16 protein-coding genes are annotated in these 22,871 nt (G+C 64.7%); 11 read left to right on the top strand and 5 right to left on the bottom strand.

Going from position 1 to position 22,871, the window contains the following annotated elements:
* The first annotated feature begins 398 nt into the window (after nt 1-398).
* Both J0A90_RS03325 and J0A90_RS03320 read left to right on the top strand, forming a co-directional pair.
* Entirely contained in the window at nt 399-2,450 is a 2,052-nt protein-coding gene (locus J0A90_RS03325; protein WP_207037135.1) for a bifunctional DedA family/phosphatase PAP2 family protein, read from the top strand.
* A gap of 124 nt (nt 2,451-2,574) precedes the next feature.
* Complete coding sequence (locus J0A90_RS03320; protein WP_370635716.1) at nt 2,575-2,910, top strand: YkvA family protein; 336 nt, start codon at nt 2,575-2,577, stop codon at nt 2,908-2,910.
* A gap of 181 nt (nt 2,911-3,091) precedes the next feature.
* Here the strand turns inward: J0A90_RS03320 and J0A90_RS03315 are convergent, their stop codons facing one another.
* Together J0A90_RS03315 and J0A90_RS03310 are read right to left on the bottom strand one after the other, a co-directional pair.
* On the bottom strand, nt 3,092-3,883 hold the full coding sequence (locus tag J0A90_RS03315; protein ID WP_207037137.1) for a hypothetical protein: 792 nt from the start codon (nt 3,881-3,883) through the stop codon (nt 3,092-3,094).
* A 277-nt stretch (nt 3,884-4,160) separates the two neighbouring features.
* Nucleotides 4,161-5,624, bottom strand: a complete 1,464-nt coding sequence (locus J0A90_RS03310; protein WP_233076463.1) for a glycosyltransferase family 39 protein — start codon at nt 5,622-5,624, stop codon at nt 4,161-4,163.
* 425 nt (nt 5,625-6,049) lie between these two features.
* Here J0A90_RS03310 and J0A90_RS03305 point away from each other — a divergent pair, with 425 nt between their 5' ends.
* Together J0A90_RS03305 and J0A90_RS03300 are read left to right on the top strand one after the other, a co-directional pair.
* A complete protein-coding gene (locus J0A90_RS03305) occupies nt 6,050-6,742 on the top strand; it encodes a response regulator transcription factor (RefSeq protein WP_207037139.1) in 693 nt (230 codons plus the stop codon).
* 278 nt (nt 6,743-7,020) lie between these two features.
* Nucleotides 7,021-8,142 carry a glycosyltransferase family 9 protein gene (locus J0A90_RS03300; protein ID WP_207037140.1) on the top strand — a complete coding sequence of 374 codons (1,122 nt, stop codon included), beginning with the start codon at nt 7,021-7,023 and terminating at the stop codon, nt 8,140-8,142.
* 107 nt (nt 8,143-8,249) lie between these two features.
* Here the strand turns inward: J0A90_RS03300 and J0A90_RS03295 are convergent, their stop codons facing one another.
* The 3 genes from J0A90_RS03295 to J0A90_RS03285 form a co-directional block, all read right to left on the bottom strand.
* Complete coding sequence (locus J0A90_RS03295; protein ID WP_255701993.1) at nt 8,250-9,371, bottom strand: MDR family oxidoreductase; 1,122 nt, start codon at nt 9,369-9,371, stop codon at nt 8,250-8,252.
* A gap of 620 nt (nt 9,372-9,991) precedes the next feature.
* Nucleotides 9,992-10,858 (bottom strand): DMT family transporter, encoded by an 867-nt coding sequence (locus J0A90_RS03290; RefSeq protein ID WP_233076461.1) that lies wholly within the window; start codon nt 10,856-10,858, stop codon nt 9,992-9,994.
* 93 nt (nt 10,859-10,951) lie between these two features.
* Entirely contained in the window at nt 10,952-12,694 is a 1,743-nt protein-coding gene (locus J0A90_RS03285) for a sodium:solute symporter (RefSeq protein WP_207037142.1), read from the bottom strand.
* 321 nt (nt 12,695-13,015) lie between these two features.
* Between J0A90_RS03285 and glgP the strand changes: the two genes are divergently transcribed.
* From glgP to J0A90_RS03250, 7 genes are all read left to right on the top strand, one after another.
* Nucleotides 13,016-15,532, top strand: coding sequence for an alpha-glucan family phosphorylase (gene glgP / locus J0A90_RS03280; protein ID WP_207037143.1), 2,517 nt, complete (start codon nt 13,016-13,018; stop codon nt 15,530-15,532).
* Nucleotides 15,533-16,153: 621 nt separating this feature from the next.
* Nucleotides 16,154-17,266 carry a biotin synthase BioB gene (bioB, locus tag J0A90_RS03275; RefSeq protein ID WP_207030705.1) on the top strand — a complete coding sequence of 371 codons (1,113 nt, stop codon included), beginning with the start codon at nt 16,154-16,156 and terminating at the stop codon, nt 17,264-17,266.
* Nucleotides 17,266-18,513 (top strand): 8-amino-7-oxononanoate synthase, encoded by a 1,248-nt coding sequence (gene bioF, locus J0A90_RS03270; RefSeq protein WP_207030706.1) that lies wholly within the window; start codon nt 17,266-17,268, stop codon nt 18,511-18,513. Before bioB ends, bioF begins: the two co-directional genes overlap by 1 nt.
* Nucleotides 18,514-18,623: 110 nt before the next feature.
* A complete protein-coding gene (locus J0A90_RS03265; RefSeq protein ID WP_207030708.1) occupies nt 18,624-19,403 on the top strand; it encodes an alpha/beta fold hydrolase in 780 nt (259 codons plus the stop codon).
* Nucleotides 19,400-20,239: a malonyl-ACP O-methyltransferase BioC gene (gene bioC, locus J0A90_RS03260; RefSeq protein WP_207030710.1), complete on the top strand. Its 840-nt coding sequence runs from the start codon at nt 19,400-19,402 to the stop codon at nt 20,237-20,239. Before J0A90_RS03265 ends, bioC begins: the two co-directional genes overlap by 4 nt.
* A gap of 16 nt (nt 20,240-20,255) precedes the next feature.
* Nucleotides 20,256-20,957: a dethiobiotin synthase gene (bioD, locus tag J0A90_RS03255; RefSeq protein WP_207030712.1), complete on the top strand. Its 702-nt coding sequence runs from the start codon at nt 20,256-20,258 to the stop codon at nt 20,955-20,957.
* A gap of 51 nt (nt 20,958-21,008) precedes the next feature.
* A complete protein-coding gene (locus J0A90_RS03250) occupies nt 21,009-22,361 on the top strand; it encodes an adenosylmethionine--8-amino-7-oxononanoate transaminase (RefSeq protein ID WP_207030720.1) in 1,353 nt (450 codons plus the stop codon).
* Nucleotides 22,362-22,871 lie beyond the last annotated feature (510 nt).

Here is a 22,871-nt window from a genome sequence, read left to right as displayed (position 1 = left end):
CATCGCTCACGAGTGAGTTTGCGATTGGCGCTATTCCTTCTCGCTAGCGGTATCCAGTAAAAATCCCTTCCTGTTTGTGTAATATTGTCTGTCAGACCTCATGAGCGATGAAACGCTCTTGGTCTCGATCCTCTCCGGATCGGTGCCTTCCCCCAAGGCGTTATGACCTCCAGTGGTTGAGCTCCAGCACATCCCTGCTATTTCCTACCCGTTATCCCATCAGAGGCTACCTACAGAGGGCTCAAGGTCTCGATGAGTTCCCTGCTGTCTGGCGCCGGGTGATTCGCGCACTCTTGCCTATCCGAACAAGGTCATAAGGCGCTCTTAACGTCGTGCTGACAGGGTGGCGTGTCCATGGACATGAACGTTTCACGCCCTCGATTCCGGAGCAGTCGCCGATGCTGGACGCCATCGTCACCGAGGTCACTCGACTGGCCGCACAGCATGCTCTGGTGGCTTATTTCCTGGTCGGTGTGGCCGCCATGGCTGAGGCGTTGCCGATCGTCGGCACTCTGGTACCGGGTTCCATGCTGATCGTGGGGGTCAGTGCTCTGGTCAGCACCGGTGCGCTAGCGAGTGCACCGCTGATTCTCGCTGCCCTGTTCGGGGCGATCACCGGCGACGGGATCTCCTTCTGGCTGGGCCATCACTACGGTGCCCGCCTCGCGGGTTACTGGCCGTTCAGTCGTTACCCGCGTTGGCTCGCGCGAGCCGAAGTGTTTTTCCAGCGCCACGGGGGAAAAGGGGTGTTTCTGGCCCGTTTCATCCAAGGGCCGCGTGCTTTTGTGCCTCTCACTGCCGGCATGAGCGGAATGTCGCCTGGGCGTTTCTACGTCTTCAACGTTGCTTCGGCGGTCTTGTGGGCCGCCACTCACGTGCTGGCCGGTGTCGCGCTGGGGGCGTCGCTGCAGGTCATTGCCCAGGTCGCGATCAGGCTGGTGCTGATGCTGGGGCTTTTATTGCTGTTGAGCTGGCTTGTCGTGTGGACGACGCGCCGAGTGCTGCTGCCCCACGGCGTCACGTGGCTGAAAGCTGGTAGTAGGCGACTGGCAGAGTGGTGCAGACCGCGTTCGACGTTACTTCAGCGCTGCAGCTATCGGTTGATGAATAGCCTGAGCGGTGAAGGGCTCATGCTGGTCGCTGCGATTGCCATGCTGCTCGGCTGCCTATGGATGTTTACGGCGCTTCTCGACAACTTGATGGCGGGAGATCCTCTGGTGAGTGCCAATCAGGCGGTCTTTCACGCGATGCAGGCGCTGCGGGCTCACTGGAGTGACACTGTGATGTTGGCGATCACTGAGCTGGGGGATGGTTTCGTGACCACCAGTCTCACCATCGCAGTGACGGCTTGGCTATTGCTCCGCCGCGCTTGGCACGGAGCGCTCTACTGGTTGGCAGCGGTAGGGGGGGCCGCGCTATTCACGCCGGTGATCAAGGCGATGGTGCATTGGCCGCGTCCTACCGCCGGGCTTTACAGCGGCTGGGAGGCCTTTTCCTTTCCCAGTGGCCACGCCACCATCAATACCGTTCTGTATGGCTTTCTGGCCTATCTCGTCGCTCGAGGCTTACCGGTGAGACAGCGTGGCTGGGTGATCGGCGCGGCGATGATGACCGTCATCTGGATCGCACTCTCTCGCCTCTATCTCGGGGCGCATTGGCTGGCCGATGTCCTCGCGGGAATGGCTGTCGGTTCGGCATGGGTGATTCTGCTGGCGATCAGCCATCAGCGTCGTCATGCCCCACCAGCCGAAGCAAGAGGCCTGCTCGCGGTGGTTCTGCTGACGCTGGCCTTGGTGTGGCCGTATCACCTCCACCAGAACTTGGCCACTGATCGTGCTCGTTATACCCCGCAACCTGACATCCAGCAGATGACATGGAGTTCCTGGTCCAAGGGCGGGTATCAGCAATTGCCGCAGCGTCGCATCGATCTCGGCGGTGACAGAGAAGAACCCATGGTCATGCAGTGGGCGGGTGGGTTGGATGCACTGCGCCGGCGCTTGGGTGATGCCGGCTGGCAAGTCGACACCCCCTGGACCGCGATGAGTGCGCTGCACTGGCTGAATCCCGCCAGTCCCGACGAGGCACTGCCAGCCCTGCCAAGACTCGACGTGGGGAGGCCCCCGTCGCTGATTGCTACCTATGCCATGCCGGGGAGGGCGCGCAGGCGTCTAGTCCTGTACGTCTGGCCCACCGATTTCACGCTCACGGGTACCTGTCGGCCATCGCCTCAGCCGCTGTGGGTCGCCTCATTGAGATGGCAGCAACGAGACGGTCTGTTGGGAGTGGTAGCGCTGGAGCGCGATATTCCGTCTTCTCGCGACGCCAGTGGAGTGTTGGCCAGGAGACTGCTGCGTCAATCCGCTGGCCTGTCTGCCCATCGGGTCATCTCCAGCGAGGCAACGGCACTTTGGCTTACGGCTGCGCAGGACTTGGCCCCCCCTTGCAAGTGAAATAGGGAGCAGAAAGATGGCGTGTCATGAGCGCCTGCGCCGGTGGTGGCGCTACTGCCGTAGTGCAGTCGAGTTGAGATCACTCGTCGTCAGGCGATGGGCACGCAGGCTAAAGCGGGATGTCGTGGCAGTCTGGCTGGCGGCTCGTGATCCCCGTACCCCATGGTGGGCAAGAGGACTGGCGCTGGTCGTTGCGGCCTACGCGGTGTCGCCCATCGATTTGATTCCGGATGTGATCCCAGTGCTGGGCTATCTGGACGACGTCGTCCTCGTACCGCTCGGTATCTGGCTAGTGCTGAAAGGGATTCCGCCGAACGTCATGAATGAATGTCGTCGCCTGGCGGACGAACGCGTCGAGCGCCCTGTCAGCCATCTCGCCGCCGCCGTCTTCATCACGCTTTGGTTCACGGCGGCGGTAGCTGTTTGCCGATTCTGTTATTCGATGGGGTGGCTTGGGTAGCGAGTCTGGACAGTGTGGTCTGGATAGCCTTGCCATGGAAAATGAAGGGCTCTCGACCTCGAACCTGGGATTAACCCGTAGGCTGATCTCAGGTTCGAGGTATGGCATGTCCATCGCTGGGGGTAGGGGATAGGGGCAAGAGAAGAGGGGGATAAGGGAAGGTGGAAAAGTCGCGTTCAGCTCATGATGCCGTTTCCAGCGCTCTTGCGCGCTTTTCCCGTCGAGAGAGATAGCTGACCAGCGCGATGATGGCGCACATGAAGAGAACATTGGTCCCCGTGCTACCCAGGCCGAGCCCACCGTTGGCGCCAGGCTGCGTCAGGAGATCGCCCAGAGAGGCACCCAACGGGCGGGTCAAGATATAGGCGATCCAGAAAGCGGCAATGGCGTTGGCCTTCAGGAAGAACCAGGAAAACGCGGTGAGCGCGATCAATGAGCCAAACAGGAACAGCGCATGCAGGTAACCGAGGCCAAAATCTTCGGCAACCAGGTCGCCGGCTGCGGTGCCCAGTGCGAAAGTGACGAGAATGGCCGTCCAGTAGAACAGTTCGCGCCGCAGCGTCGTGATTGAATGTATGGAGAGCGTTCTTTCGGTTCGTTTCCAGACGATGAAGACAGCGATTAGTAGTGTCGAAAAGACCAGTGTCGAATCTATCAGGGGAACATGTAGCTGATCAGTCAGATTATCGGTCACCAAGGTGCCAAACACGCTGACCAAGAGCACGTTGCTCCAGTAAAGCCAGGGGATATAACGTTTGGCCTTGAACTGGGCTGCCAGGAACAAGGCCAGCAGTATCCCGTTCAATAGCGAGGTGGCAGTCAACCCGAAGCCGAGATTGAAGTTGAGAAAATCGGCGCCCGTTTCTCCTACGGTCGTCGACATCATCTTGATGAGCCAGAAGACCAGCGTGACTTCTGGTACCTTGTTCGTCCAGCTTGGTCGACTTTCAGCGGATAGTGATGGTGTAGTCATGATGTCCTCACTGTGGATGGCATTCCCCTTTTTGGGAAGCCATTTCAGTGTGAGTCACAAGGCTTATGACAAACTGATCGCTACTACCGCAAAAGCACAATCCCATGAAGATTATCGATGGATGATGTCTAGTGAAGTAAGTAGAGACGCGCCCTGAGATAAGGCGCGTCTTGTTGTCCGGTGAGTTGATCACGTTGTTCTTCTTTGCCGCATTGTCCCGCGGAATCGGCGAAGATCTCGACACCAGCCCTTGCCGAAGACGCCGCACGGTCGCTCATCAATCCATGGGATGTTTCTTTTCAGCGCTGTCAGCAGGGGCGACGCAGTCTGGATCGAACGCCTCGGGTCTTATGGCGCTGACGGGAAGAATGTCCAGTTGCCCGCTTCGATAGTCGAAGTGATGAACGGCACTCTCGTCTACGGCGAGTTGGTCGATATCCCGATGGCGAGTGACCAGCCAACCGTCGGGATAGTCGAGACGGTATCGGCACAGAGCCTCGGCGGCATTGTCCAGGGTCATCAGGGGGCGAGTCAGCCGCCCTGCGAACTGGAACGTCGCCTGGTAGCCGCCACCATTGTAAGCCACCGGCAGCTGCCTCGACTCCAGTGTACCCAGCAGCTCGCCGGGGGCCCTCACGTCATACCGACTCCAGAATGGCCCCATCATCCACTGGGTCGCCACAAAGATCGCGATACCGGTACCCACGGCGAGCCCGCGTGCAGCAGAAGCGCCATCTGACCAGCGCTGCCGCCATATCCCCACTGCCAGAAGGACGAGTGCGATGGCGCCCGTTGTCGACAGGTTGTCCGGCCCCACGGCCCCCTTGCCGAATAGACTCAAGCCGCAGCCAACGATGCCCAGAACGGCGATGGCGAGTGAGGGGAGGCGCGTTCGGACGACAGTAGCGGGCGCTGTCGGGCTGCTGGCCAGTCGATCCATGATGAGCAGTGCCAAAGCCGGAAGCATAGGCATGAGGTAATGAATCTGTTTGCCACTGATGAAGCAGAAAATGGCGAAGGGGGTGATCATCCATATCCAGAAGAGTCGCTGGCGTGGTTGACGTGGGCGCAAGGGCCAAGCGGGACGCCACAGCAGCCACGGAAACGTCAGCAGCGGTAACAACGGGAAGTACCACCAGAAAGGACGGGCATGAGCCATGGAGTTCTGTAGTCGATTGACGCTCTGCCCCCATAGCAGATCCTGGGCGTAATCCCGGCCGCCCAGCCAAGCCGCGGAAAGCGCCCAACTCGCGAGCAGGGCGCTGCCAATGAGCAGGGAGAGCGCCAGCCGGCGCCAGCCGGCTCCGCCGAGCGGTGCCGAGCGCCACCAGGGTATACTGGCCACGATCGGCAGCAGCGTGACGAATACCGCAGGCCCCTTGGCCAGCAGGGCCAGCCCCAGCCATATCCCACTGACCAGTGCCTTGCGTAAGGTGAAGTGATCGGAGACGAGTGGGCTGAGGATTCCCAGTAAGCAGGCGGTCAGCAGGATGTCGAACATCAGCGCGCCGCTGTAGAGATTCCACATCAGCATCGCCATGAGTGCGAGCGGTGCCAGACTCGCCGTGGTCTGTGCGTACCCCAGTCTCCTCGCGATGCGGTAGAGCTGGCACAATGCGAGCAGCGATGCCAGCGGTCCGATGAGCTTTGGCCACCACTCGTTGACGCCGAAAATGGCCCAACCGGCATGTATCAGCCAAAACAGCAGCGGAGGCTTGTCGGCGTAAGTTTCGCCATTCATGTGTGGCACCCAGAATGAGTGGGTGTGCCACATCTCCCACGCGACGGATACGTAGCGCGTCTCATCGATGGGAAGAAAAGAGCGGGAGAGGGCGCTGGCCACTGTCAATAGCCATAGGAGAGCGATGACGAGCATGTCTCCGCGGGGTGGCGTCGTGAACCAGCGTGGCAGAGGGAATCTAGGCATGTGAAGCAGGCTGCTCATTGGATTTTGCCGTCAGCTTGCCCAGACAGTCTTAGGAAAACATTATTTGCCGAGAGTACTAGCTGTCGGATCAGCAGGCGTGAGAATGATTTTCAAGAACTGACGATATAGGTATCGTTGAACTTGGAATAAGATTTTTATAATATGGCGGTCTTAATGTGTGATCGGCTGTCGCTTTGTTGTCGTCAGTCATCTAGATGTTTTGTTGATTTTTAATCATAATGATCCGTGGTTTCGGGGTGGCCGAATTGCATCTTTTGATTCATGGAGAAGGTGCCCTCTCTCTGGAGTCGTGGCGCCGCTATTTGGTACGACGTTGCCAACGAGTCACGCTGTTCCACCGCGTCGAGCAGGCGGTGCCGGCGGTGGAAGCAGGCGATGTCAACGCCCTGATCCTTTTGGCCGGCGGTGATGATTTCAGCAATAGCCTGGAGACGCTGCGTCGGCTTCGAGATCGCCTGGAACTACCCATTCTAGTCATTGCCGATGTCATGAGTTCAGGACATGCGGCCCGGTTCCTGGACGCGGGTGCAGACGACTTCCTGGCGGCTGATACCGATGCCAGGGAAGTCCTTGCCAGGGTGCGCTGCAAATGCAGACGTTCCAACACGCCTCCGGGTCTAGTCATCTCTGCCGGTGGCTTGATGATAGACATGACAACGATGGAAGTGAGGTGGCAGGGCCTTACGATTCATCCCTCCGCCAAGGAACTACTGATTCTGAAGGCGCTGGCCTCTCAACCGTATCGAGTGTTCACGAAAGCTCAGCTGGAGCAGATATTGTATGGTGCCGGTTTTTGTGCCAAGTCGAACACGATACAGGTATTCATTCACGCGCTTCGAAAAATGACCCACCGAGATGCCATCCTCACGGTCCGCGGCGTAGGCTATAGCCTGGGCCCAGCACCTGCGTGAAAGTGAAATTCCAAGTGGAGCGCTCCGTAAAAGAGAACTCATAGGCGAGGTGTATATAGCTGAACGGATGAGAGCTAACAGAGCCCTGCACACGCCTGCCGTTGGATTTTCGGGAGTGTCAGCAAGAGAATTGAGGCCGAGCATCGGCAAGGTACGGCATCGCGCGGACTATGCGGTAGAAACGACAGTCACGCTTTCGCTCTGGCGCTGCCTCGACAATGCTGCGTTAAGCTTTCACTGCGATGGTAGGCGGCGTTTACCTCTCTCTGGAGTTCGATATGAGTGCCGTTCTCACCCAGGTCAGACGTCACGATGGGATGCGACGCTTGGGCAAGCGCCTGGAGCGCCGCTGCAAATCGATGGCTTACAGCCTGCTGGCACGTTTTTCGCGAGAATCGCAGACCGTCTCGCCGGAGACATTGCAGAACGTACATCGTGTACTGCTGGTTAGGCCGAATTTCCGCCTGGGCAACGCGGTGATCGGGGCTCGGTTGATCGAGGCCTTCGCGTCGTCCCGGCCGGATATCGCCATCGATTATCTGGGTACGGATACCACGAGCCAGCTGTTCAAGCATATGCCTTTACAGCGCTATTACGCGCACAGCCGTAGTTTTTCTTGGCGCGTCTGGGCACTGATTAGATTGATCCTGGCGCTTCGCCGCAATCGGTACGATCTGGCAATACAGGTAGGAGAAGGTTCTCTCACCAGTTGGCTTTTCTTGCAGCTATGTGGTGCCAGTCGGCTGCTCGGTCAGTCCGGGCGTTTACAGCATACCTATGACTGGTTACTGGATGGCACCGCCCGGCATGCTTATGATTTGTCGGGAAATATTGCCCAGGCCCTGGGTCTGACATGTCAGCGGCTGCCTTGGATGATCGTGACGAAAGACGAGGCCTCTCATGTGGAAACTCTCTTGCCGAGCGCCACGCGCGGTGGGGTCGTTGGTCTTTTTGTCGGTGGCCACCTGGACAAGCGGCTTCCACTGAATTTCTGGCTTTCCCTGCTCGAGGCTCTTAACGAGAGTCGTGAGCGCTATCTCGTCATGCTGGGGCCTGAAGAGGAGCAGCACCGCTCGGCGTTGATAAAGGCCTGCGGCACCCAGGGCCGGATCTTGCCGCTACTGCCGTTGCGTGATTTTGCAGCGGCGCTGACTCATGTCATCACGCTGATCACACCCGACACCGGACCCATGCATATCGCGAGTGCCTTGGGAGTGCCTGTTGTTGCGGTCTTGAATAGCGACAAGTCTTACAAGTTCGTGCCTCACGGGATTGCTGACAAAGCGCTGTACCAGCCGAGTGCCGAGGACGTAATGGCATGTCTGAGACGGAGCCCGCTATTGAGCTCTCCCGGGATGCGAACCGAGCACATGCTGGATCGCAAGATGCTGCTCCACTGAGAGTGGGCAGCGCTGGATCCATTGGCCTGCCCTATATGCAGTTGCATTCAGACTGGTGTGACTCGGCTGATCGCTTTCTCGCCACTGTCTCGTAAACCAGTGTGTAATCAGGCGTTGACGTCTACCACGAGCCGGCCGCGCACTTCCCCTGCCAGAAGCCGTTCCGCCGCCGCCAGGGTGTCGCTCAAGCGGATGTCGTGTGAAATCTCCTTGAGCAGGGCGGGGTCGATGTCCTCGGCCAGCCGGGCCCAGGCTTGCTGACGCTCCTCAGCGGGGCGGGTGACGCTGTTGATCCCGAGCAGGCTGACGCCGCGCAGGATGAAAGGGGCTACCGTGGTGGGGAAGTCCATGCCTTGGGCAAGACCGCAAGCGGCGACCAGGCCATCCGGGTGAGTGTGGGCGCAGACGTTGGCCAGCGTGTGGCTGCCCACCGAGTCGATGGCGGCAAACCACCGGGCCTTGGCCAGAGGCTTGCCGGGGCCTGACAGCTCGCTGCGGTCGATGATTTCGGCGGCGCCCAGGCGCTCCAGGAAGGCCGACTCCTGAGGGCGCCCGGTCGCCGCGACGACGCGGTAGCCGCGTGCTGCCAGTATGGCGATGGCGTAGCTGCCGACGCCGCCGGTGGCACCGGTCACCAGCACCTCGCCGCGGTCCGGCGTCAGGCCATGGCGCTCCAGCGCCAGCACGCTCAGCATGGCAGTGTAGCCGGCGGTACCGATGGCCATCGCCTGATGCGTGGTCAGCGAGGGCGGCAGCCGGGTGAGCCAGTCGCCGTTGACCCGAGCGCGCTGCGCCAGGCCGCCCCAGTGCGCTTCTCCAATACCCCAGCCGTTGAGCAGAACGCGATCTCCCGCTGCCCATTCGAGATGTTCACTCTGCTCGACCACACCAGCAAGATCGATGCCGGGCACCATGGGGAAGCGACGTATGAAGGCCCCTTTTCCGGTGATCGCCAGGGCGTCTTTGTAGTTGAGTGTGCTCCATTCGACGCGAACCTGGACGTCACCTGGGGGAAGCGAGTCGGCGTCGAGCGGGGTCAGCGCGGCGTGGCTACGCTGACCGGTTTCGGTCTGCTGTACGAGAATGGCGTTGAACACGTGAACCTCCTTAGCCTTGGGCGGTGAGTCGGAGAGAGGGACGATCGTCGGATCGATACGACGGGATAGCCGAGCGAAGAATTCCCGGCTGAAGAGCACCAGAGACGTCGGCTCGCGTGTCAGGCGGGCCATGCCTTCCTAGGGTTTGTACGAAAAGTCGGCGAGCGAAGGCAAGACAAGGCAAAAATTGGCGAAGAAGCGGAGTTTACGGGGTGTAAATGAGCATTTTGAGGCGATTTTTAACGCGGTATTGCCGAGCGTAGACAGTTTTTCGTATAGAGCCTAGGCTATTTCGCCATATCGGCACTATTCCAGCGATTCAGCGCGTCGGCTACAGGCCACCGAGAGAGGGTGGGTCTACGTCATCGAAATATAATTAGGTTTGCGCTATCTATCGTTTCGAATAGGGCGTACCGTGGGGTCATCCCCAAGGACAGGGGTGATCACAAGGAGTGCAGCTGGGAGGGCTGTGGCCAAGGATTTACGGACTTGAAGACCGTAGACGACAGCACGTTTGGCATAGCTGACCTCAAGAGTTCTGATGTTCACGTCAGGCTCTTTTTTTTGGTTCTTCATTTTCATCCGCGAGCGTTACAGACCGCACGCCACCGTCCGCCTTCTCGGAAACGAGCATCGATCATCGGCGTGGGGTTGCCCATGCCTATCAAAGCGGTTTCCCTGCCGGACCAAGCGCACTGCGCCATCGGCAGGCGCGCCGTCGCAGACCCTGGCCGCGGTGGCCGTCGGTGAGATCAACGGCCGGGCCGCGCGCGCATGCCCAGCCAGGCGTTGGCCATCAGCGTGAGGATGGTCAGCGTGCCGCCGTAGAGCGTGGCACTGGGCGGGTCTTCGCCCAGCAGCCACCAGACCCAGAGGGTGCCGAGGATCGCCTCGACCAGATAGAACAGCGCCACTTCGGCGGAGGGCAGGTAGCGGGTGGCGGTGTTGATCAGCGCGGTGGCCAGCGGCATCTGCAGCAGCCCCATGACACCGAGTACGGCATAGCTCTGGGTATCCAGCGCCAGTGGCGTCGCCATTGGCCAGGCGACGAGGGCGGTGAGTACGCCGCCGCCGGCGATCAGCGGCAGCCGATCGAGGGTCGGGTAGCGGCGCAGCAGGGTCAGGTTGGCGCCCACCGCCAGGGCTGAGGCGAGCGCGTAGAGGTCGCCCAACAGGCCGTCGCCGCTGAGAGAGCCCGCGAATACCACCAGCAGCCCCAGCATCGCCAGGCCGATCGCCAGCCAGGTGCGTGTTGCCACCGGCTCACGCAGCACGCAGCGCGTCAGGATCGCCGCGAACAGCGGGGCCGTGCTCAGGATCACCACCACGTTGGCTACCCGTGTGTTTACCACCGCCATCACGAACAGCACCGAAATGGCGGCGAGCAGCGCCGATGAGACCAGCGCCGCACCGCGGTGGGCGTTGAGCGTGGCCAGGCGTCGGCGCTGGCAGTAGCAGAGCCCCACTACCAGCGCCATCAGGGCGCCGCGCCAGAACGCGATGTTCCAGCCATCGCTGTCGGCCAGGCGTACCAGCAGGCTGTCGAAGCTGAGTACCACGATGCCGCCGAAGGCCAGGGCCACGCCGCGCGCGTGGCCCTGGGGGGATAAAGTCATCATGCGCGCTCTCCCTGCTCTCCCTGATCGATATGCCCGGCCGCCGTGGCCGGGCGCCTGCGTTCTCCCTGGCGCCTGCGAGCAGCGCCTGTTTGGCTAGGCGTTCCCCGGGTGGGCGGCCAGCCGCGCGCTGCCGCGCACGCCGGCGACCCGATACCCCACCGCACCGGCCACCAGCAGCATGGCGCCGCAGCCCAGCGCCAGTGCATAGGCACCCAGCGTCGCCGAGCGCGAAAGGCCGTAGTCGGCGGCATAGCCGGCGAGGGTGTCGGCGTACTGGAACCACAGGAAGGCGCCGATCGCCACCCCGGCCAGCATGGTCACGATGGCGATACCGCGGGTGCCTTTCTCGGTGGCCGGCGATGGGGTCTCACGCGGGCGATGCAGGCTAGCCAGATATGCCCGCTCGGCGTCGCTGACCTGGGTCAGGCGCGAGGCGATCATGATCGCGACCATGGCAGCCACGGTGCTCACGGCCACCGGATGCAGATAGACCGGCAGCGTGAACCAATCAGCCTGTAGTGCCAGCGAGAGCAGCAGGTTGCCGAGGAAGCCGACGCTCAGCCCCCAGCCCGCGCCGGCGGCGGTGATCCGCCGGCTCCAGATGCTCATCAGCGCCACCGGCCCCCAGGAGGAGGCGAACAGGGTGGCCGCGAACCACACCACCGCCATCACCGCCGGCGGCTGGAACAGCGCCAGTACCAGCGTCACCAGCCCCGAAACCAGAACCGCGATGCGGCTGGTGCGCATGGCGGCGGCGCCGCTGCGCGAGGCGGGGAGAATATCGTTGGCGATGCTGAAGCCGATGATCGAGAGAAAGGTCGAGCAGGAGGAGAGGCCGGCGGCGAATACCCCGGTCAGGATGACCATGCCCAGCCACATCGGCAGCACGTTGAGCGCCGCCCAGACCATCGAGCGCTCGGCATCGAGCGTCGGCGTGTAGAGATTGATCGCCGCGCCGGTGAGCATCATCAGCGCATAGAAGATCGCCAGCGCCACCGCGGTGAGCATCGCCGAGCGCATCACTACGTGCTCGTTGCGCGCCATCAGGTAGCGGCTGGACTGCCACGGGCTGGCGGCCAGTACCGCGGCCCACACCAGCCCCAGGGTGATGCCCCAGGTGGCCGCTTCACCGGGGGTGGCGAAGGCGGCGTCCTCGCCCTTTAGCATGCCGTGCCACAGCGCGATGCCCGGCTTGTCGGTCTGCGCCAGCAGTCCGCCGATCACCCCCTGCCAACCGCCCAGGTCGGTGATGATGTAGAGCGAACCGCCGACCGCGGCCAGCGAGAAGATCACGAACATCACGGTGTCGGTGAGCACCACGCCGGGCGAGCCCGAGTAGAGGATGAAACCGGTGAAGGTAAGCCACACCAGCAGCAGGCCGACCCAGTAGGGCAGCCCGGTCAGCTCCTCGAACATGATCCCCGCGCCCTGCATGACGCCGAGCAGATAGGCGCCGAGGCCGACCACCGTGGTCAGGCCGGCGATACGCTGCACCCGGCGCGAGGCGAAGCGCTTGCCGAAGAACTCCGGCACCGTGAGCGCCTCGCTGCGGCGCAGATAGCGCCCGAAGGCCAGCGCACCCAGCAGACAGCCCGAGGTGCTGATGGCGGCGAACAGCAGCATCACGAACGGGTAGCCGGCATAGGCGAAGCCGGTCTCGCCGAGAAAGGCGCTGGTGCTGAGATAGCTCGCCACCAGGGTGCCGAGGATCAGGAAGGTGGGCGCGTTGCGGCCGGCGACGAGATAGTCGTCGAGATGCTTGACGCGGCGCCCGGCCCAGTGGCCGATCGCAAAATAGCCGACGAGGCTCAGGACGATGGCGACGGTGTAGGTCATGGTGCATCGCTCGATTGTGGTTGGTATCGGATCATCGTAAGCGCGAACGCCGCGACGACTGTTTCAGGTGCGTCATTCCACAGAACAGCTGCGAAGCGTATCGAAATGGCGCGGCGGATAGTGCCATCGATCTCGCTTGAATGCAGGTCGAATGGCCAGCGCCAGCCGCAGGGGCGTGAGGAGCAGGGCCTGAAGCGTGCGCCCTGAGGCGTGAGACGGGGCGTTCCGGGCCGCGGCGCTTTGGGTATATGCTGGCCTTGGCGCCCGCGCCAGCCGCCGGGTGCGCGCGTTTTTCGTCAATGCCTGCCACGAGGTAATGCGATGTCCTCCCGTGATGATGCCGCCGCGCGCGGCGTGCCCGGCTACGCCCATCTGGCCGAACTGGCCCTCGACCTGAGCTGTACCTGGCACCAGGAGACCGACTGGATCTGGCGCGCGCTGGACCGGCGGCTGTGGGAGCTGACCCACAACCCCTGGGCGGTGCTCCAGGCGGTCTCGCTCGAACGCCTGCGCACCTTTCTCTCCAACGCCGAGAACGCCCAGCAGTTGGACGCCCTGATCGAAGCGCGTCACCGCCAGGCGACCCATCACGCCGCCTCGCCCCTGGGCAGTGACAGCGACCCTTTCACCATTGCCTACTTCAGCATGGAGTTCATGCTCAGCGAGGCGCTGCCGATCTACTCCGGCGGTCTTGGCAACGTCGCCGGCGATCAGCTCAAGGCGGCCAGCGACTTTCACCTGCCGGTGGTCGGCATCGGGCTGCTCTATCAGCGCGGCTACTTCCGCCAGACGCTGGATGCCCAGGGCCGGCAGCAGGCGCTCTATCCCTACAACGACCCGGGCCAGCTGCCGATCTCGCCGGTACGCACCGCCGACGGCGAGTGGCTGCGCATCGAGGTCGCACTGCCGGGCTACGCGATCTGGCTGCAGGTGTGGGAAGCGCGGGTGGGCAACACCAAGCTCTATCTGCTCGACAGCAACGACATCGCCAACTATCCCGCCTATCGCGGTATCACCAGCGAGCTCTACGGCGGTGACGAGGAGATGCGTCTGCGCCAGGAGATGCTGCTGGGGATCGGCGGCTGGCAGCTGCTGGAGCGGCTGGGTGTCACGCCGCAGGTGTGCCATCTCAACGAAGGCCACGCTGCGCTGGTGGTGCTGGAGCGCGCGCGGGCCCGCATGGAGCGCACCGGCGAGCCGTTCGAGGTCGCCTTCGCCATCACCCGTGCGGGCAATCTGTTCACCACCCACACCGCGGTGGAGGCGGGGTTCGACCGTTTTTCGCCCAATCTGATCGTGCGCTATCTCGAAGCCTACGCCGAGCAGCGCCTGGGTATTGGCATCGAAGCGCTGCTGGCACTGGGGCGCAGCAACCCCCAGGACACCAGCGAGCGCTTCAACATGGCCTATCTGGCGTGCCGCGGCTGCCATGCGGTCAACGCCGTAAGCTTGCTCCACGAGCAGGTCTCGCGGGAGATCTTCCGCCCGCTGTTCGCGCGCTGGCCGGCCGCCGAGGTGCCGATCGGCCACGTCACCAACGGCGTGCACATGCCGACCTGGGCCTCGCCGGCGGCGGAGGCGCTGTGGACCCACTTCTGCGGCCAGCCCCACTGGCTGGCCGGCGAGGGCGAACTCAGCAGCGCCATGGCCAAGGTCCCCGCGGCGCGGCTGTGGCAACTGCGCAAGACCTCCAGCGCCCAATTGGTGAGCTACGCCCGCGAGCTGCTGGCGCGCCAGGTGGCGGTCTCCGGCGGCGGCGCTGAGATCACCGAGCGGGCGCGCCACGTGCTCGACCCCAATGCGCTGACGCTGGGCTTCGCCCGGCGTTTCGCCACCTACAAGCGGCCCAACCTGCTGCTGCACGACCCCGAGCGGCTGGCGCGTCTGCTCGCCGACCCGGCGCGGCCGGTACAGCTGCTGGTGGCCGGCAAGGCCCACCCGGCGGATCGCGAAGGGCAGGCGATGATCCAGCAGTGGGTGGCGTTCTCGCGCCGCGACGACGTGCGCGGCCGGGTCATCTTCCTCGCCGACTACGACATGCGCCTGACCCAGGAGCTGGTACGCGGGGTGGATGTGTGGATCAACACCCCGCGCCGGCCGTGGGAAGCGTGCGGTACCAGCGGCATGAAGATCCTGGTCAACGGCGGGCTCAACCTCTCCGAACTCGACGGCTGGTGGGTCGAAGCCTACCGCCCGGAGGTCGGCTGGGCACTGGGCGACGAGCAGGAGCACGGCGACGACCCCGGCTGGGATGCGACCCAGGCCCTGGCGCTCTACGACCTGCTCGAACAGGCGATCGTGCCGACCTTCTTCGAGCGCGACGAGCAGGGCATTCCCCAGGCCTGGGTCGAGCGCATGCGCGCCAGCATGAGCAGCCTGACCCCGCGCTTCTCGGTCAGCCGCACCCTGCGCGACTACTACCAGCGCTACTACCGCCCGGCGGCGGAGGCCTACCGGCAGCGCGCCGCCAGCGCCGGAGCGCTGGGGCGTGAGATCGCCGCCTGGCACCACGCCATCGAGCAGGCCTGGCCGGCGCTACGCTTCGGTGACAGCCGGGTCGAGGCGCGAGCGGATGGTTACCGCTTCCAGACCTGGCTGCACCTGGGCGGGCTCACGCCCGACGAGGTGCGGGTCGAACTCTACGCCGAAGCCGGCGCTGATCAGCCGGCCGCCTGCCATCAGATGTCCGCCGCGCCCGGGGCGACACCGGATGCCTGCGAGTTCGTCGCCGAGATCGAGACCACGCGCCCGGCCGCGGACTACACCATCCGGGTCAGGCCCTGGCACCCCGCCGTGGCGCTGCCGCTGGAAGAGCCGCGGGTGCTGTGGCAGCGCTGACGCCAATGACCCGAAGGCGCCGATAAGGTGATACGCCTGATAAAACCACCTGCAGGAGCGAGCTTTGCTCGCGAAGGGGCGGTCACCAACCAGGCCGCCGTCACCTGGCACCTAAAGAAACCACCTGTAGGAGCGAGCTTTGCTCGCGAAGGGGCGACCATCAACTTGGCCGCCGTCACCTAACGCCTGACGAAACCACCTGTAGGAGCGAGCCTCACTCGCGAAGGGGCGGCCATCAACTTGGCCGCCGTCACCTAACGCCTGACGAAACCACCTGTAGGAGCGAGCCTCACTCGCGAAGGGGCGGCCATCAACTTGGCCGCCGTCACCCAACGTCTGACGAAACCACCTGTAGGAGCGAGCTTTGCTCGCGAAGGGGCGGCCACCAAACCGGCCGCCGTCACCTAACGCCTGACGAAACCACCTGTAGGAGCGAGCTTCGCTCGCGAAGGGACGGCCACCAACCCGGCCGCCGTCACCCAACGCCTGACAAAACCCCCTGTAGGAGCGAGCTTTGCTCGCGGAGGGGGATGTTTTCTGTCAACCTGGCTTATCCTTGAGGTTGACCATGCCGCGTGGCACCATCTGGTCAACCCGTGAGGCATGGATGAGTTGACAAAGATGACCGCCACCCCAGATTCCCGCACCGCGTCTGCGGCCCCCGCGACCCGCCACGATTGGCAGCGCGATGAGATCGAGGCGCTGCTGGCGCTGCCGTTCAACGACCTGCTGTTCCGGGCGCAAAGCGTGCACCGTGAGCACTTCGACCCCAACGCGGTACAGATCTCCACGCTGCTCTCGATCAAGACCGGCGCCTGCCCCGAGGACTGCAAGTACTGCCCGCAGTCCGGCCACTACAACACCGGGCTCGAGCGCGAGAAGCTGCTCCAGGTCGAAGCGGTGCTGGAACAGGCGCGCCGCGCCAAGGAGGTCGGCGCCAGCCGCTTCTGCATGGGGGCGGCATGGAAGCATCCCAGCGCCAAGGACATGCCCTACGTGCTGGAGATGGTCAAGGGCGTGCGTGCCCTGGGGCTGGAGACCTGCATGACCCTGGGCATGCTCAGCCGCGAGCAGGCCGAACAGCTCAACGACGCCGGCCTCGACTACTACAACCACAACCTGGACACCTCGCCGGAGTACTACGGCGAGATCATCACCACCCGCACCTATGCCGATCGTCTGGAAACCCTGGATCACGTGCGTCAGGCGGGGATGAAGATCTGCAGCGGCGGCATCCTTGGCATGGGCGAGAGCGTCAATGACCGCGCCGGCCTGCTGCAACAGCTGGCCAATCTGCCCACCCACCCGGAGAGCGTGCCGATCAACATGCTGATCCGCATTCAGGGCACGCCGCTGGAGCACGTCGAGGATCTCGACCCGCTCGATTTCATTCGCACCATCGCGGTAGCGCGCATTCTGATGCCGCGCTCCCACGTGCGTCTGGCGGCGGGGCGCGAGCTGATGAGCGACGAGACCCAGGCGATGGCGTTCTTCGCCGGCGCCAACTCGATCTTCTACGGCGAGCGCCTGCTCACCGCACAGAATCCGCAGGCGAGCCATGACAAGCAGCTGTTCGAGCGGCTCGGGCTTCACCCCGAGCAGCGCGAAGAGGCCGACGACGCCACCCAGGAAGCGGCGTTGCAGGCGCGGATCGCCAGCGCCCGGCTGGAGGCGTTGACCACGGATGCCAGCGCGCCACGGCATGCCACCCGCGGCGCGGCCGCGGACGTCTGATGCGCGGCGTGGATTCGCTCGATGCGGCGCTGGCGCCGCGTCTGGCCGAGCAGCGCGCGCGGGTGCGCTATCGACAGCGCCACACCACCGATGGTGTGGGCCCGCGGGTTCGCCGCGACGGCCGCGACTGGCTCAATGTCTGCAGCAATGATTATTTGGGGCTGGCCGGCGACCCGCGCTTGGCCGAAGCGCTCGCCGCGGGCGCCCGGCGCTTCGGCGTCGGCGGCGGTGCTTCGCATCTGGTATGTGGCCACAGCGAAGCGCACGAGGCGCTGGAGCGGCGGCTGGCGGCCTGGACCGGCTGCGAGCGGGCGCTGCTCTTCTCCAGCGGCTATCAGGCCAATCTCGGCGTGATCTCGGCCCTGCTGGGGCGTGGCGATATCGCGCTGCATGACCGCTTGAATCACGCCTCGCTGCTCGACGGCACCCGCCTCGCCGGTGCCCGGCTCGAACGCTTCCCGCACGGCGATGCCGCGGCCTGCGAGACGCGGCTGGCGGCGCTCGGCCGCGAGCGCCGCCGGCTGGTGATCAGTGATGGCGTCTTCAGCATGGACGGCGACTGCGCCGACCTGAATGCGCTGGCGACCCACTGTGAGCGCCACGAGGCCTGGCTGATGATCGACGACGCCCACGGCCTCGGCGTACTCGGTGAGCACGGGGCGGGCACCCGTGAAGCTCAGGGGCTGACGCCGTGGCGCGTGCCGATCCTGGTCGGCACCCTGGGCAAGGCGCTGGGCACGCACGGTGCCTTCGTCGCCGGTAGCGAGACCCTGATCGAAGCGCTGATTCAGTTCGCCCGACCCTATGTCTACACCACCAGCCTGTCGCCGGCGCTGGCCTGGGCCACCTTGACCAGCCTGGATATCGTGCGCGACGAGCCGGAGCGTCGCGCCCACCTGCAAGCGCTGATCACGCGCTTTCGCCAGCACAGTGCGGGCCTGGCGGAGGTCGGTCTCTCACCGCTGCCCTCGACGACGCCGATCCAGCCGCTGCAGATCATGCAACACGGCGAGGGGACCAACGAGGCCACGGCGCTGGCGTTGGCCCAGGCGCTGGAAGCACGTGGCATCTGGTGCAGCGCGATCCGCCCGCCGACGGTACCGGTGGGTAGTGCGCGCCTGCGCATCACCCTGAGTGCGGCCCACGCGCTGGCCGATATCGACCGCCTGGGCGAGGCGCTCTACGACGCTGCGCGCCAGGTCATCGGGCAGGGCGGGGCGGTGATGCCGCAGAGGGCGCCGGCATGACGTCCGCCGCTCGCCAGTTGTCTGACCGACATCTCGCTGATGCGTACCCGGCTGACCCGGGCCGGACCGACTTGCCAGTACCCGGCCGGCACGACTCCCGGCAATTAGTGATGCTGCCCGGTTGGGCCCTTGGGGTGATGCCGCTCGAGCCGCTGGCGGATGCACTACGCCAGGATTTGCCCGGCTGGGAGATCACGCTACTCGACTACGCCGCGCTCACATCCCCCGAGGGCGGGCGGCTGGCCTGCCACGACGTCGATGCCTGGCTTGCGGCGCTCGACCGTGAGCTGCCTGACGGCACTTGGCTGTGTGGCTGGTCACTGGGGGGCATGCTCGCCACTGCGCTGGCGGCTCGGCGCGGTCAACGGACCCCCGGTCTGATCACTCTCGCCGCCAATGCCAGCTTCGTGGCGAGGCAGGGCTGGCCTGCAGCGATGGCGGCGGAAACCTTCGCGGCCTTCCGCCAGGGGTTTCAGCGCGCGCCGGCGCGTACCCTCGAGCGTTTTGCCCAGCTGGTCGCCCAGCAGGGGAATGCACCGCGGCGGCCGGCAGGTAGTCGCCTGGCCCGCGAGCTCTGCGTCGCCTGTGCGGACACGCCCCAGGAGCAGGCGCTGGCAGGGCTTGCGCTGCTCGAGACCCTGGACCTGCGCGAGACGCTGGGGCTGCTGAGCGCGGCTCAGCTGCATCTGTTCGCCGCTGACGATGCGCTGGTGCCCGGTGGCGCCTGCGAGGCCGTCACCGACTGCCTGCCAGCCGCCGGCCGTGCCGAGCGGATCGCGGCGGCGGGCCACGCCTTTCCACTGGAACGGGCCAGCGAGGTCGCCGCGCGACTGGTGGCCTTCATCACCTCGAATCGCGTCGAACACGCCGATGTGGGGAGCCGACCATGAGCGAGCTGGTGGATATCACCCGTCTGGTGCGCCAGCGGCGTATCGCCAGCGGCTTCTCCCGCGCCGCGAGTAGCTACGACGCCGCAGCGAGATTGCAACGCGAGGTGGCCGACACGCTGCTGGCGCGGCTGCCGGCCGACTGCCACCCGGCGGCGGTGCTGGATATCGGCTGCGGCACTGGATATGTGACCGCCGCGTTGGCACGGCGCTACGCCAGCACCACCCTGGGGCTGGATCTGGCCTCCGGTATGCTGGCGACCGCACGTGCCAGCCATCCCGAGCTGGCGATCCGCTGGCTCGCGGGCGCGGCCGAACGGCTGCCGCTGGCGGCGGGCAGTGTCGATCTGGTTGCCTCCAGCCTCGCCCTGCAGTGGTGCGACTCGCTGGCGGCGGCACTCGACGAGGCCTGGCGGGTGCTGCGCCCCGGTGGCTATCTCGCTTTCACCACCCTGTGCGACGGCAGCCTGCGCGAGTGGCAGGGCGCCTGGCGCGCGGTGGATGATGGCGCCCACGTCAATCGCTTCCTGCCCGAGGAGACGCTCGCCGCCACCTTGGCGCGCCCCGGCTGGCGCTGGTGCCGGCATGAGGTCGCCACCCGGCGCTGCTGGTATCCCGACCTGGCCGCGGCGCGTCAGGCGCTCAAGGCGATCGGCGCCAATACCGTGGTCGCTGCCGCCACGTCTTCTTCCGTTCACACACGATCTTCCGCTCACACACCGCGTGGGCTGACCGGGCGCGAGCGTCTGGCTCGGCTCGAGGCCGCATTCGAAGAATACCGAAGACCGGCCGGCATCCCGATCAGTTATCGTGTGGCTACGGTTGTGATGCAGCGTTGAAGCGGAGGAAGCCCCCATGCAAGCACTATTCGTCACCGGTACCGATACCGAAGTCGGCAAGACCTTCATTACCGCCGGTTTGATGGCCGCCGCGCGCCGGCGAGGCCTGAGCGTGGTCGGCGGCAAGCCGGTCGCCTCCGGCTGCGACCAGACCCGCGATGGACTCAGGAACAGCGACGCCACCACCATCCTGGCCGAGTGCAGTCCGGCGCTCGACTACGACAGCGTCAATCCGGTCGCCCTGGCGCCGGCGATCGCCCCGCATATCGCGGCGCGTGAGGCGGGCATCGCACTGGGCGTCTCGATGCTGGCCGAGCCGATGCGCGCACTGATCGCCCGCGGCGCCGATCTCACCGTCATCGAAGGCGCCGGTGGCTGGCGGGTGCCGCTCAACGAGCGTGAATCGATCTCCGATCTGGTGATCGAACTGGATCTACCGGTGGTGCTGGTGGTAGGCGTGCGCCTGGGTGCGATCAACCATGCCCGGCTGACGCTGGAGGCGATCCAGCGCGACGGTGTGCGCGTGGCCGGCTGGGTCGCCAACATTCTCGAACCCGATACCCCGCGCATGGAGGAGAACCTCGATGCGCTGGCGCACTGGCTCGGCGAGCATGGCGGCGCTCCCTGCCTGGGCGTAGTGCCCTGGCTGGAGACGCCGGACGCCGAGGCCACCGCCGACCTGCTCGACCTCGACGCGCTGCTCGGCAGCCTGAGCTGAACCAGCGGCGCGGGCGGGGGCGGCGAGGTTTCACTCCGCAAGAGACGACACATGAACCGTAACAGCGATTGGATGCAGCGCGACCTGGCCAGCCTCTGGCACCCGTGCACACAGATGAAGGACCACGAAACGCTGCCGGTGATACCGATTCGGCGCGGCAAGGGGGTGTGGCTGGAGGATTTCGAGGGCCAGCGCTATCTCGATATCGTCAGCTCCTGGTGGGTCAACGTCTTCGGCCACGCCAACCCGCGCATCAATGCGCGGATCAAGGCGCAGCTCGACGAGCTCGAGCACGTGATTCTTTCCGGCTTCACCCATCAGCCGGTGATCGAGCTCTCCGAACGCCTGGGGCGGCTCGCGCCCGCCGGGCTGGGGCACTGCTTCTATGCCGACAACGGCTCCTCGGCGATCGAAGTGGCGCTCAAGATGAGCTACCACTACTGGCGCAATGTCGGAAAGCCGCAGAAGCGGCGCTTTCTCACCATCACCAACGGCTACCACGGCGAGACCCTGGGGGCGCTGGCGGTGGGGGATGTGGCGCTCTACACCGACACCTACCGCTCGCTGCTGCTGGACGTGATCAAGGTGCCCGCCCCGGACGGCTTCGGGCTCCCCAGAGAACAGTGGGTCGAGCAGGCCCGGGCGCGCTTCGCCGAGATGGAAAAGGCGCTGGCGCGCCACGCCGACGAGCTGGCGGCGGTGATCGTCGAGCCGCTGATCCAGTGCGCCGGCGGCATGCGTATGTACCCGCCGGAGTATCTCACCTGGCTACGCAAGGCCTGCGACCGCCATGGCGTGCAGCTCATCTTCGACGAGATCGCGGTCGGCTTCGGGCGTACCGGGACGCTCTTCGCCTGCGAGCAGGCCGGCGTACGCCCTGACTTCCTGTGTCTCTCCAAGGCGCTGACCGGCGGCTATCTGCCGCTCTCGGTGGTGATGACCACCGACGAGATCTACGCCGCGTTCTATGACGACTACGAGACGCTCAAGGCGTTTCTGCACTCCCACAGCTACACCGGCAACCCGCTCGCCTGCGCGGCGGCCCTGGCCACCCTGGATATCTTCGAGCAGGACGACGTGATCGCCGCCAACCGCCACAAGGCGGCACTGATGGGGCGCCTGGCCGAGCCGCTGCGCGACCACCCGCACGTCGGCGACGTACGCCAGACCGGCATGGTGCTGGCGATCGAGATGGTCAAGGAGAAATCCAGCCTCACCCCCTACGACTTCCGCGAGCGGCGCGGACTGCGGGTCTTCCGCCACGCCATCTCCCGCGGTGTGATGCTGCGCCCGCTGGGCAACGTCATCTACTGGATGCCGCCCTACGTGATCAGTGACGAAGAGCTGGAACTCGTCGCCGAGGTCACGCGGGAAGGGCTCGAGATCGCCACCGCCGACGCCTGACGCCCTTCAGCACCCCTCGATGGCCCGAGGGGTGCTCTCTCACCATTACCACCAATACCGCCATTCGACTGCGATGCCCGCGAAGGGCAAAGCCAGCAATCCCGCCATCGTCGCCCAATGCAGGGCTTCGCCACCTGTAGGAGCGAGCTTGCTCGCGAAGAGCGAAGCCACCAACCTCGCCAACGCCGCCCAATGCAGGGCTACGCCACCTGTAGGAGCGAGCTTGCTCGCGAAGAGCGAAGCCACCAACCTCGCCAACGCCGCCCATAGGGGAGGCCATCACCCTGATCTTGTGCTGTGAGGTTATCGCTGCAGGTGACGTGCTCCAGCATTCGCGAGCAAAGCTCGCTCCTACAGCAGAAACTATCCGACGCCGGTGGATCTGGAGAAGGCGATACCACCAACCCCGCCAACGCCGCCCAGTACAGGATTTCGCCACCTGTAGGAGCGAGCTTGCTCGCGAAGAGCGAAGCCACCAACCTCGCCAACGCCGCCCATAGGGGAGGCCAT

Source organism: Salinicola sp. DM10 (genome assembly GCF_017306975.2).
Classification (GTDB): domain Bacteria; phylum Pseudomonadota; class Gammaproteobacteria; order Pseudomonadales; family Halomonadaceae; genus Salinicola.
Note: the sequence above shows the minus strand (reverse complement) of the source record. Positions and strands in the feature narration are given on the sequence as shown.

What these genes read in the sequence shown, in the direction of transcription:
- J0A90_RS03325 (WP_207037135.1), top strand. Translation starts at nt 399, where the DNA reads ATGCTGGACGCCATCGTCACCGAGGTCACTCGACTGGCCGCACAGCAT.
- J0A90_RS03315 (WP_207037137.1), bottom strand. Translation starts at nt 3,883, where the DNA reads ATGACTACACCATCACTATCCGCTGAAAGTCGACCAAGCTGGACGAAC.
- J0A90_RS03310 (WP_233076463.1), bottom strand. Translation starts at nt 5,624, where the DNA reads ATGAATGGCGAAACTTACGCCGACAAGCCTCCGCTGCTGTTTTGGCTG.
- J0A90_RS03305 (WP_207037139.1), top strand. Translation starts at nt 6,050, where the DNA reads ATGATCCGTGGTTTCGGGGTGGCCGAATTGCATCTTTTGATTCATGGA.
- J0A90_RS03300 (WP_207037140.1), top strand. Translation starts at nt 7,021, where the DNA reads ATGAGTGCCGTTCTCACCCAGGTCAGACGTCACGATGGGATGCGACGC.
- J0A90_RS03295 (WP_255701993.1), bottom strand. Translation starts at nt 9,371, where the DNA reads ATGGCCCGCCTGACACGCGAGCCGACGTCTCTGGTGCTCTTCAGCCGG.
- J0A90_RS03290 (WP_233076461.1), bottom strand. Translation starts at nt 10,858, where the DNA reads ATGATGACTTTATCCCCCCAGGGCCACGCGCGCGGCGTGGCCCTGGCC.
- J0A90_RS03285 (WP_207037142.1), bottom strand. Translation starts at nt 12,694, where the DNA reads ATGACCTACACCGTCGCCATCGTCCTGAGCCTCGTCGGCTATTTTGCG.
- glgP (WP_207037143.1), top strand. Translation starts at nt 13,016, where the DNA reads ATGTCCTCCCGTGATGATGCCGCCGCGCGCGGCGTGCCCGGCTACGCC.
- bioB (WP_207030705.1), top strand. Translation starts at nt 16,154, where the DNA reads ATGACCGCCACCCCAGATTCCCGCACCGCGTCTGCGGCCCCCGCGACC.
- bioF (WP_207030706.1), top strand. Translation starts at nt 17,266, where the DNA reads ATGCGCGGCGTGGATTCGCTCGATGCGGCGCTGGCGCCGCGTCTGGCC.
- J0A90_RS03265 (WP_207030708.1), top strand. Translation starts at nt 18,624, where the DNA reads ATGCTGCCCGGTTGGGCCCTTGGGGTGATGCCGCTCGAGCCGCTGGCG.
- bioC (WP_207030710.1), top strand. Translation starts at nt 19,400, where the DNA reads ATGAGCGAGCTGGTGGATATCACCCGTCTGGTGCGCCAGCGGCGTATC.
- bioD (WP_207030712.1), top strand. Translation starts at nt 20,256, where the DNA reads ATGCAAGCACTATTCGTCACCGGTACCGATACCGAAGTCGGCAAGACC.
- J0A90_RS03250 (WP_207030720.1), top strand. Translation starts at nt 21,009, where the DNA reads ATGAACCGTAACAGCGATTGGATGCAGCGCGACCTGGCCAGCCTCTGG.